Source organism: Acrocarpospora catenulata, from assembly GCF_018476525.1.
GTDB lineage: Bacteria > Actinomycetota > Actinomycetes > Streptosporangiales > Streptosporangiaceae > Acrocarpospora > Acrocarpospora catenulata.
This window is the reverse complement of record NZ_JAHCST010000113.1, coordinates 1-10,811: the sequence shown is the minus strand read 5'-3', so window position 1 is coordinate 10,811 and position 10,811 is coordinate 1. Positions and strand designations below refer to the sequence as shown.

7 protein-coding genes are annotated in these 10,811 nt (G+C 69.8%); 4 read left to right on the top strand and 3 right to left on the bottom strand.

Annotation, left to right across the window (positions count from 1 at the left end):
* Positions 1–335 precede the first annotated feature (335 nt).
* The 3 genes from KIP79_RS45440 to KIP79_RS45430 are packed head-to-tail and all read right to left on the bottom strand — an operon-like array spanning position 336 to position 3,908.
* On the bottom strand, positions 336–1,235 hold the full coding sequence (locus KIP79_RS45440) for a carbohydrate ABC transporter permease (protein WP_214111295.1): 900 nt from the start codon (positions 1,233–1,235) through the stop codon (positions 336–338).
* Positions 1,232–2,230: an ABC transporter permease gene (locus KIP79_RS45435; RefSeq protein WP_214111294.1), complete on the bottom strand. Its 999-nt coding sequence runs from the start codon at positions 2,228–2,230 to the stop codon at positions 1,232–1,234. The genes KIP79_RS45440 and KIP79_RS45435 overlap by 4 nt, the downstream gene beginning before the upstream one ends.
* A gap of 19 nt (positions 2,231–2,249) precedes the next feature.
* The gene (locus tag KIP79_RS45430) at positions 2,250–3,908 is read right to left on the bottom strand and encodes a type 2 periplasmic-binding domain-containing protein (protein WP_214111293.1); all 1,659 of its coding nucleotides are present in this window, start codon (positions 3,906–3,908) and stop codon (positions 2,250–2,252) included.
* Between the two features lie 224 nt (positions 3,909–4,132).
* On the opposite strand from KIP79_RS45430, the gene KIP79_RS45425 reads away from it, so the two are divergent.
* From KIP79_RS45425 to KIP79_RS45410, 4 genes are all read left to right on the top strand, one after another.
* Positions 4,133–5,335, top strand: coding sequence for an ROK family transcriptional regulator (locus tag KIP79_RS45425; protein WP_214111292.1), 1,203 nt, complete (start codon positions 4,133–4,135; stop codon positions 5,333–5,335).
* Between the two features lie 212 nt (positions 5,336–5,547).
* Complete coding sequence (locus tag KIP79_RS45420) at positions 5,548–8,322, top strand: glycoside hydrolase family 3 protein (protein WP_214111291.1); 2,775 nt, start codon at positions 5,548–5,550, stop codon at positions 8,320–8,322.
* A gap of 5 nt (positions 8,323–8,327) precedes the next feature.
* Complete coding sequence (locus KIP79_RS45415; RefSeq protein ID WP_308170246.1) at positions 8,328–9,320, top strand: LacI family DNA-binding transcriptional regulator; 993 nt, start codon at positions 8,328–8,330, stop codon at positions 9,318–9,320.
* Positions 9,321–9,352: 32 nt separating this feature from the next.
* A complete protein-coding gene (locus KIP79_RS45410; RefSeq protein ID WP_308170245.1) occupies positions 9,353–10,660 on the top strand; it encodes a GH1 family beta-glucosidase in 1,308 nt (435 codons plus the stop codon).
* Positions 10,661–10,811: the final 151 nt, after the last annotated feature.

Below are 10,811 nucleotides of genomic sequence, written 5' to 3'. Positions count from 1 at the left end.
CGCCCACCCACCCTCCTGGCCCTCCGGGTCCGGGGCACGGCTTCCGCCGGGGGTGGATGGTCGCCGTGGATCTCCCACCGACCCTGTCTGGCCTTCGGCTGAACTCGGCTTCGCCAGAACGGTCGGCCACCACGTGACCCCGAAATGGGCATAGCCAGGGACGTCCACGCCCGTCGACACATTGTCCGGCTTCGCCGTCGTCTGGCGTGGACCTCCCCGGACACAAGGCGTGGTCGGACAAGCGTGGCGAGATCATGAGCTGTCGTGGCGCCGGTGCCGCCTATCAAGCCGCGCGGCGGCGTCACTTTGACCCGAGCAACGGTGCGGAGCGGGTGTCAGCCCTTGACCGCGCCGATGATGACGCCCTTGGTGAAGTGGCGTTGGACGAAGGGGTAGATGATCAGGACGGGGACGAGGGCCACCACGATGATGGCCATTTTGATGGCCAGGTTGGGGGGGAGGGCGTAGCCGGCGGCCATGTCGGCGGTGCGGGTGTTGGGGACTAGGTCCATGCCCTGTTGGACGTACTGGCGGAGGATGAGCTGGAGCGGCCACTTGGAGTTGTCGTTGATGTAGAGGACGGCGTTGAAGAAGGCGTTCCAGTAGCCGACGGCGTAGAAGAGGCCGATCACGGCGGTTACGCCCTTGGACATGGGCAGGACGATGCGCCAGAGGATGCGGAAGTCGCCGGCGCCGTCCATCCGGGCGCTGTCGAGGACCTCGCCGGGGATGTTCATGAAGAAGGCGCGCATCACCACCAGGTTGAAGGCGTTCACGGCGGTGGGCAGGATCAGCGACCAGTAGCTGTCGATCAGGCCCATCTCGCGGACCACCAGATAGCTGGGGATCATGCCGGGCGTGAAGAGGAAGGTGAGAAGGAAGAGGAAGAGCAGGGGGCGGTGGAGCAGCGAGCCGGTCCGGGACAGCCCGTACGCGGCGAGCACCGTAAGACCGAGGCTGACGGTGGTGCCGACGACGGTGACGCCGGTGCTGACCAGTACGGCCCGGGTGACCACGCCGCCGGAGAACAGCTCCCGGTACGCCCCGAGGGAGAGTTCGCCGGGCAGCGTGACCAGCCCACCGGCCTCGGTCACCGTGCCTGCGGAGGAGAGGCTGGTGAGCACCACCACGTAGATCGGGTAGATCATGCACAGCACGATCAGCGTCAGGACCAGGCCTTTGAGCGTGAGGCCGAACACCGTCGGCCGCTCCTGCCATGTCGGACGGTTACTCATGATCGTTTGTAGATTCCCTGTTCGCCGAACCTGTGCGCCACCTTGTTGGCGATCAGGATGAGAATGAGGCCGACCAGCCCCTTGAAGAGCCCGGCCGCCGCCCCGTAGCTCCACGCGCCGGTCATCAGCGTCCGCCAGTAGACGAAGGTGTCCAGCACCTCGGCGGCCTGCGCGCCGACCGCGTCCCGCTGCAGGAAGAACTGCTCGAAGCCGACGTTGAGCGCGTCCCCGAGGCGGATGATGAGCAGCAGGATGATGACCGGCCGGAGCCCCGGCAGCGTGATGTGCCACATCCGCCGCCACCGGGAGGCGCCGTCAACGGCCGAAGCCTCGTACAGGTTCTGGTTGATGGCGGCCAGCGCGGCCAGGAAGATGATGGTCCCCCAGCCCGCGTCCTTCCACACCGACTCGGCGGTGACCAGCACCAGGAAGGCGTCCGGGTTGGTCATGATGTCCCACGGCTGGTGGCCGTGCTGGCGGAGGGTCTGGGCGAGCAGCCCCGCTCCGCCCAGGATCTGCTGGAAGAGGCTGACCACCAGCACCCAGGAGAAGAAGTGCGGCATGTAGACGATGCCCTGGATGAGCAGCCGCAGCCGCCGGGACAGCACGCTGTCCAGCAGGATGGCCAGCGCGATCGGGACAGGGAAGTAGAAGATCAGCTGGAAGGTGGTGATGGTGACGGTGTTCCGGAGCGCGTGCCAGAACTCGGGGTCGGAGAGCAGCCACTGGAAGTTGTAGAGGCCGATCCAGGGGCTGCCGGAGATCCCGTCGTACGGCGAGTAGTCCTGGAAGGCGATCACGTTCCCCAGGGTCGGGACGTAGTGGAACACCACCAGGAGGGCCACGGCCGGGAGGGTCATCACCAGAAGCTGCCAGTCGCGCCGTAACCGGGCCCGCAGTGGTATGCGGGGCCGCTTGGCGCGGGGGCCGGGACCGGCGGGTGAGGTCAGGCCACCCGCCGGCCCGGAGTCTCGGCGGCTTTTCAGCAGTGCCATCGGTCAGAACCGCCCCGGTTCAGGCGCGGCCGTTGTCGGTCAGGACCTTCAGGTAGAACTCGCGCCCGGCGTCCCCGCCGCCCTTGCGCCAGTCGGCGAGGGCCTGGCTGAGGGTGGACACGTCCTGGCGGCCCCGGATGATGTCCATCACCTTGTCCTCGAACGGCTTGACCGCCGCGGTGAAGTCGCCGGGCTCCAGCACCCGGATGCCTTCGAACGGGTCCTCGTGGCGGACCTGGACGGCGGAGTTCCACCAGGTGGTGGCGGCCTGCACATAGTTCGGGTGAGCCTGCGACTCGAAGATCGGGTCGACCCGGCCGCCGAGCCAGACGTAGCTGCCGACGATCTCCTTGGTGCCCAGTTCGGTGGTCTGCGGGGCCCCGCTGGCGTCCCGGGTGAAGTGCTTGCCCTCGACGCCGTTGTTGAAGAGCAGTTGCTCCTGGGTGCCGAAGGGGGAGGAGAAGTAGTTGAACAGCCCGAGCAGTTCCTCGATCTTCTCCTTGGGGGTGCCCTTCTTGATGAAGGTGTAGCTGGGGTCCTGGTTGACCCGGTACTCGGGCTTCCCGCCGTCCGCGCCGAAGATCGGCACCGGCTCCATCCAGAAGTCCGGGTTCTCCTTGGACATCTGGATCAGCGCCTCGGCCCAGAAGCTGAACCCGTCGGAGGCCACCAGCATCTGGCCGGACTTGAAGAGCTCCTTGGCGTCGGCGGCGTGCTTGGCGGAGAGCACGTTGGGGTGGATCAGCTCGTTGTCGACGAGCTTGCGCATCCACACCACGGCCGCCTCGTACTCCGGCGTCTCGTACTGGTGGACGATCGTGCCGCCCTCCTTCCGCCACTTGCGGGGGGCGCGGAAGATCTCCCGCATGATCTCGAAGATGTCGCCGAACGCCCAGCGCTTGGCTTTGGGGTCGGTGGCCTGCTTGCCCATCTCGAACAGCTCGTCGGCGGACTTGGGCGCGCCGAGGCCCAGCTTGTCCCAGATGTCCTTGCGGTGGAAGAGCACCAGACCGAACTGCGGGGTCGGCCAGGCCGGTACGGCCTTCAGCTTGCCGTCGAAGACCGAGTACTGCCACGCCGTGGTGGGGATCGCGGCCAGCGCCGGGTACTTGGCGGAGATATCGCCCGCCAGGTAGGGGGTGAGGTCCTCGAAGAGCCCGTCCACGGCCTTGGCGTAGTCCGGCACCGCGGTCAGCGCCCAGCCGGGCAGGGTGGTCACGTCGGCCACGTCGCCACCGGCCAGCAGGGTCGGCAGCTTCTCGTGGATGGTCATGCCGTCCAGGTAGTTGAAGTCGATGGTGGCGCCGATGTCGGTGTTGACCGCGTCGTAGTAGGCGTTGCTGCCGAGCCGGGGCGGCAGCGGGCTCCAGGTCGGCACCATCACCTTGTAGGTGCCGCCCTTGCCGGGCTTGGCGGTGATGCTGTCGACCAGGGTGGCCGGGTACTTGAGGAAACCGTCCCGGCCGAAGCCCGGCACGCTGCTGGGGATGTCGGGGGTGACCACCGAGAGCGGGACCTGCTTGGGCACCAGGGCGGTGAGCTTGTCCATCGCGGCGGCGGTGGCCTTGGCCGCGCCGGGCTTGGGGCCTTCGGGGGCGGCGCAGGCCGCCAGGGCGGTCATGCCGGCCAGAGCGAGGAACCCGCGCCGGGTGGTGGTGCCTATGGGGGATTGCGTCACGACGCGCTCCCTTCCTGTTTCGTGCGTCGCGGAGGGGTGTTGGCGAACGGCCGCCACGCGGTAGAGTTAGTTCGTCTTTTGACCAAACAAATTAGTCGAGAGAGACGGTTACCACAAGGTTTCGGCCACTGCCGGACCGCCGGGCGCCGATCACAGAGTGATGACAGAGGCCGGACCGGGCGCGCATGAGGCATGATGAGCCCGAGTAGGAACGGGGCTGACTTTTGATCACATCGCACGCGGGTCCTCAACCGGCTGACTTCACCGACGTCCGGGCCACCAACCTGGCGGTGGTCCTGCGGTTCGTCCGCGAGAACTCCCCCTGTTCCCGCGCCGACATCGCCGCCTCCACCGGGCTGAACAAGGCTACGGTCTCCAGCCTGGTCGCCGATCTCATCGACCGGAGGCTGCTGCGCGAGACCGGCCTCACCGAGAACCGGGTGGGCCGCCCCGCGACCATGCTCGTGCTCGACGGCTCGCCGTACGCGGCGATCGGGATCGAGGTCAACGTCGACTACCTGACCGCGGTCGCGGTCGACCTCAAGGGCGAAGAGCTGCTGTCTTGGCGCCGCTCCTTCCCCGGCGGCACCGCCTCGGCCGGCCAGGCGGTGGCCGGCGTGGCCGCCATCGCCCGCCGTGTGGTGAGCCGGATGGCCAAGGACGCCCGCCAGGTTCTGGGTCTCACGGTGGCCGTCCCCGGGCTCGTCGACATGAACGGTTCAGTGCGGCTGGCTCCGAATCTCGGATGGCGAGACGTCGATCTGTGCGGTGATCTCACCAAGGCGATGCGCGATCCGGGCTTCCCGGTGCTGGTCGACAACGACGCCAACCTGGGCGCATTGGCCGAACTCCGGTTCGGCCCGTACGGCGGGGTGACCGATCTGGTCTACCTCACCGGCGAGGTGGGCGTCGGCGCCGGGGTGATCATGGACGGCCGGTTGCGGCGCGGCGGTTCCGGCTACACCGGCGAGATCGGCCACATCGAGATCGATCCCGGGGGTCCCCAGTGCCACTGCGGGCGCCGGGGCTGCCTGGAGGCGGTGGCCGGCCTCGGCGCCGTGCTGGGCGGCCAGGTCTCCCCCTCCGAGCTGGAACCCGAGCTGGAGGAGGCGCTGCGCCGGGCCAGGGCCGGCGACGCCGACACGCTCGCCGCGCTGCACCAGGTCGGCGAGAACCTGGGCAAGGGCGCCGCGATCCTGGCCAACACCCTCAACCCCGAGGTGATCGTGCTGGGCGGGTACTTCGTGAAGCTCGCCCCCTGGATCCACAATCCGGCCGAGGCCGAGCTGCTCCGGCGCACGGTGGCCCCCGGCGCCGGGGGATGCCGCCTGACCGTCTCCACCCTCGGGGACGGGGCTCCGGCCCTCGGCGCGGCGGCCCGCGTGCTGGACTCCGTCGACTCCGGGCGGCTCCCCGCCCCTGCTTGACTTAGTGGGTTAAATGGGGTCTTGACCGCGAGTGCGGTAGGCGGCACTCTTCGGGTGTGAGGCCGGTTTAACCCTCACGTAATGAATCGAAGCGCTTCGACCCCTGCCGTCTGAGCGCTTCAGGCTTTGGGCATTTCGAAGCGCTTCGATGAGAAGCGCCTTCTTTTGCCGGGAAATCGAAGCGCTTCGACTTGAGGATGGTGGCCCAGAAGATGAGCGAGCCGTTCCGCGACCCCCGGTTGCCAGTCGGCGAACGGGTGGCCGACCTGCTGGCCAGGCTCACCCTCACGGAGAAGATCGGGCTGCTCCACCAGTACCAGGCGCCGGTCGAGCGGCTTGGCCTCAAACGGTTCCGCACCGGCACCGAGGCCCTGCACGGCCTGGCCTGGCTCGGCCCCGCCACCGTCTTCCCGCAGGCCGTCGGCTTGGCCAGCACCTGGAACCCCGAGCTGGTCCGCCGGGTGGGCGCCGCCACCGCCGACGAGGTCATCGCCTTCCACCACAAGGACCCGGCGGGCGCCGGGCGCAACGTCTGGGCACCGGTGGTCAACCCGTTACGCGACCCGCGCTGGGGCCGCAACGAGGAGGGCTACTCCGAGGACCCGTGGCTGACCGGCGTGCTCGGCACCGCGTACGCCACCGGCCTGCGCGGGGACGGCCCCGTGCTGAAGACCGCCCCCACCCTCAAGCACTTCCTGGCCTACAACAACGAGACCGACCGCTGCGTCAGCTCCAGCAACCTGCCGCCCCGGGTGCTGCACGAGTACGAGCTGCGTGCCTTCCGCCCGCCCATCGAGGCCGGCGCCGCGGTCGCCGTGATGCCCAGCTACAACCTGGTCAACGGCCGCCCCGCGCACCTGTCCCCGCTGATCAACGAGGCGCTGCGCACCTGGAGCGGCCAGGACCTGCTGCTGGTCAGCGACGCCTACGCCCCCGCCAACCTGTTCGGGATGCAGGCGTACCACACCGACCCCGCCGAGGCGTACGCGCACGCGCTCAGGGCCGGTCTGGACAGCTTCACCCAGGACGACGCCGACCCCGTGGCCACCCTCGGCCACCTGCGGACCGCCCTGGACCGCGGCCTGATCACCGAGTCCGACGTGGACACCGCCGTACGGCACGCGCTGGCCATCCGCACCCGGCTCGGCGAGTTCGACCCCGCCGAGCCGTACGAGGAGATCACCGAGGAGGTCGTCAACTGCCCCGAGCACCAGCGGCTGGCCCGTGAGGCGGCCCGGCAGTCGATCACCCTGCTGAAGAACGACGGGCTGCTGCCGCTGGCCGCGCCGACCCGGGTGGCGGTGATCGGGCCGCTGGCCGACGTGCTGCTGGAGGACTGGTACAGCGGCACGCTGCCGTACCGGGTGACGGCCAGGAACGGGATCGCCGAGCGGGCCGAGACGCGTTACTGCGAGGGCGTGGACCGGATCACCCTGCGCGCCGAGGAAGGCTACGTCAGCGCCACCGGCGAGTTCACCGGCGGGCCGCTCGGCATCGGCCCCTCGGCCGAGTTCGACGTCTTCGACTGGGGCGGCGGCGCGTACGCCTTCCGCAGCGTCGCCAACGGCCGGCACGTCAGCGTGGGCGATGACGGCGTGCTCGTCAACGACCAGCCGGGGCCCAACGGCTGGGAGGTCCGGCAGACCTTCCGCATGGAGGAGCGCTTCCGCGGCGTGGTGCTCCGGCACATCTCGACCGGCCAGTACGTCGCCGTCGACCAGGGCGTGCTGCGCATCACCGACGACGCCGAGGCGGCCACCGTACTGGTGGTGGACCTGGTGGCCAGCGGCGCCGAGCGGGCCGCAGCGGTGGCGGCGGCGGCCGACGTGGCGGTGGTGGTGGTCGGCGACCATCCGCTGGTCAACGGCAGGGAGACCGAGGACAGGGCCGACCTGGCGCTGCCCCCGGCCCAGGAGAACCTGGTCCGCGCCGTGCACGCGGCCAACCCGGCCACCGTGGTGGTCATCTCCAGCGGCTACCCGTTCGCGGTGAACTGGGCGGACGCGCACGTGCCCGCCATCGTGTGGTCCTCGCACGGCGGCCAGGAGTACGGCCACGCGCTCGCCGACGTGCTGTTCGGCGACGAGGACCCGGGCGGGCGGCTCACCCAGACCTGGTACCGCTCGGCGGGGGAACTGCCGGACCTGTTCGACTACGACATCATCGCCACCGACGCGACCTACCTGTACTTCCGGGGAACCCCGCTCTACCCCTTCGGCCACGGCCTCAGCTACACCCGTTTCGGGTACTCCGACCTGAGCCTCTCGACCGGCGAACTGGACACCGGGGACACGCTCACCGTGCGCGTCACGGTCACTAACGCCGGGACGCGGACCGGGGAGGAGGTCGTGCAGGTCTACACCCGCCAGCGGCGGTCCCGGGTGAAGCAGCCGGTCCGCGCGCTGCGCGGCTTCCAGAAGGTACGGCTTTCGCCTGGCGAGAGCCGTACCGTGGAGATCGCGGTGCCGGTGGCGGAGCTGGCCTTCTGGGACGTGACCCGGGGACGGTTCGTCATCGAGGAGGCCGAGCACGTGGTCCAGGTCGGCCGGTCCAGCCGGGACATCCAGCTCTACGCGCCGTTCGCCGTCCGTGGCGAGCGCATCCCGCCGCGGAAGGTGGACGCACTGGACGCGGCCGACTGCGACGAGTACGACGGAATAGTGCTCTGTGACGCCGCCAAGGAGCGTGGGGACGCGGTGCGCTCGGCCGGGCCCGGCGCCTGGATCCAGTTCCAGGACGCCGAGCTGACCGGCCACACCACGGCCGCGCTGACCGCCGCCAGCACCGAGGGCGGCGTGCTCACCCTGCGGCTGGACGATCCCCTGCACGGCGAGGTGCTCGGCGCGGTCACCGTGCGGCCGATGGCCGGAGGTCACGACTTCGTCGAGGTGGCCACAGCTCTTTCCCCGGCGCACGGCGTGCGCGATCTTTATGTGGTGTTCGAGAACGAGGGGGTCACGGTGCGCGGTCTGAGGTTCGGCCGGTGAGGAAAGTGCGGACCGTGACCATCACCGACGTGGCGCGGCACGCGGGGGTCGCGGTGAGCACGGTCTCCTACGTGCTCAGCGGGAAACGCGCCATCTCGGCGACCACCCGGCAGCGGGTGCTGGACAGCGTCCGCATCCTCGGCTACCACCCCAACGCCGGGGCCAGGGCGCTGGCCAGCAAGCGGGCGAACGTGATCGCGCTGGTGCTGCCGCTGCGCGCGGGCATGAACCTGCCGGTCCTGATGCAGTTCGCCACCTCGGTGGTGGCCACCGCGCGCCGGTACGACCACGACGTGCTGCTGATGACCGCCGACGAAGGGCCGGAGGGGCTCAAACGGGTGGCGGCCAGCGCGCTGGTGGACGGGCTGCTGCTGATGGACGTGGAGGTCCGCGACCCCCGGGTGCCGCTGCTGCGCGAGCTGGGGGAGCCGAGCGTGCTGATCGGGTTCCCGGCCGACGCCGAGGGACTGACCTGCGTGGACCTCGACTTCGCCCGGGCGGGCGCGCTCTGCGCCGAGTACCTGGCGTCCGGCGGCCACCGGGAGATCGCGCTGCTCGGCGCGCCCCGGGTGGTGTACGCGCGCGGCACCGGCTTCGCCGAGCGCACGCTGGCCGGGTTCACCGCGGCGGCCGTGGGGCTCAAGGCGGTGGCGGTGCCCTGCGAGGAGACCTACGACGAGGTCGCCGAGACGGTGAAACTGCTCTTCGACGAGCATCCGGGGCTGACCGGTCTGGTGGTGCACAACGAGGCCGCGGTCGGGCATGTGCTGGCCGCGCTCCGTGCGCTGGGGCGGTCGGTGCCCGAGGACGTGTCGGTCGTGGCCATCTGCCCTGACGATGTGGCCGAGCGGGCCAGTCCGGCGCTGACCTCGGTGCTCATCCCGGCCGAGGAGGTCGGCCACCAGGCGGTGCGCCTGCTGATGGCCAAACTCGACGGGCTGCCCGCCGACTCGATGCTGCTGGAGCCACGGTTGACGATCAGGGAGAGCACCCGATGATGGTGGGTGTCGCACCAGAGGGGGAGATACGGGTGAGGCGTTTTCCTGACGAGTTCATCTGGGGCGCGGCCACCGCGTCGTACCAGATCGAGGGGGCGGTCCACGAGGACGGCCGGGGTCCTTCCATCTGGGACGTGTTCTCGCACACCCCCGGGAAGGTCGTCGACGGGCACACCGGGGACGTGGCCTGCGACCACTACCACCGGTACCGCGAGGATGTCGCGATCATGGCGGATCTGGGGCTGCAGGCGTACCGGTTCTCGGTGGCCTGGCCCCGGGTGCAACCCGGTGGCTCCGGGCCCGCCAATCCCGCCGGGCTGGACTTCTACGACCGTCTGGTGGATGAGCTGCTGGCCCGGGGGATCGCGCCCATCGCCACCCTCTACCACTGGGACCTGCCCGCCGAGCTCGACTGGCGCGACCGCGCCACCGCCGACCGGTTCGCCGAGTACGCCGCTCTGGTGTACGGGCGGCTGGGGGACCGGGTGGGCACGTGGACCACCCTCAACGAGCCCTGGGTCTCGGCCTTCGTCGGGTACGGCTCCGGCCGCCACGCCCCCGGGATCGCCGATCCCGCCGCCGCCTTCACCGCCGCCCACCATCTGCTGCGGGCACACGCCCTCGGCGTACGGGCGCTGCGGGCGGGTGGGGCCCGGGAGGTCAGCCTCACCCTCAACCTCAGCCCGATGATCGGCGACCCCTCGGTGACCACGCTCATCGACGGCCTGGCCAACCGGCTCTTCCTCGACCCCGCCCTGCGCGGCGGCTACCCCGAGGACGTCCTCGCCCACATCGCCAAATTCACCGACCTGGACGAGCCCCTCTTCGAGCCCATCGACCTGCTCGGCATCAACTACTACACGGTCAACCGCCTGGCCGCCGACCCCGCCTCCCCCGGCCACCTCGAATACCCGGGCAGCGAAGGCATCGCCTGGCTCCCCCCACACGGCGAACCCACCGAAATGGGCTGGGAGGTCATCCCTTCCGGCCTCTACGACCTCCTCATGCGCCTCACCCGGGACTACCCCGGCACCCCCCTCATGATCACCGAAAACGGCTGCGCCTACCCCGACACCATCCAGAACGGCCAGGTCCCCGACCCCGCCAGAATCGCCTACCTCGAAGGCCACTTCCAAGCCGCCCACCAGGCCATAACCGACGGCGCCCCCCTCCGCGGGTACCTCGTCTGGTCCCTCCTCGACAACTTCGAATGGGCCCGCGGCTACCACAAACGCTTCGGCCTCATCCACGTCGGCTACGACTCCCTGGAACGCCTCCCGAAATCCAGCGCCCACTGGTACCGCGAAGTAATAGCCCGCAACGGCCTAGCCTCCAACTAACCGGAATCCCCACCCACCCTGCGCTGACCTCCGGCGGATCCGGCTCTGCAGAATCGGCCGGTTTTCAACGTGGATGCGTGGGATCCGGTTGCCGTAGTCCTCCCGCCCACCAGCCCCCTCCATTGCCGTTAGGCCACACCCACCCACCCTG

Excerpts from the sequence above, each read along its gene's own strand:
- KIP79_RS45420 (WP_214111291.1), top strand. The coding sequence starts at position 5,548 with ATGAGCGAGCCGTTCCGCGACCCCCGGTTGCCAGTCGGCGAACGGGTG.
- KIP79_RS45435 (WP_214111294.1), bottom strand. The coding sequence starts at position 2,230 with ATGGCACTGCTGAAAAGCCGCCGAGACTCCGGGCCGGCGGGTGGCCTG.
- KIP79_RS45440 (WP_214111295.1), bottom strand. The coding sequence starts at position 1,235 with ATGAGTAACCGTCCGACATGGCAGGAGCGGCCGACGGTGTTCGGCCTC.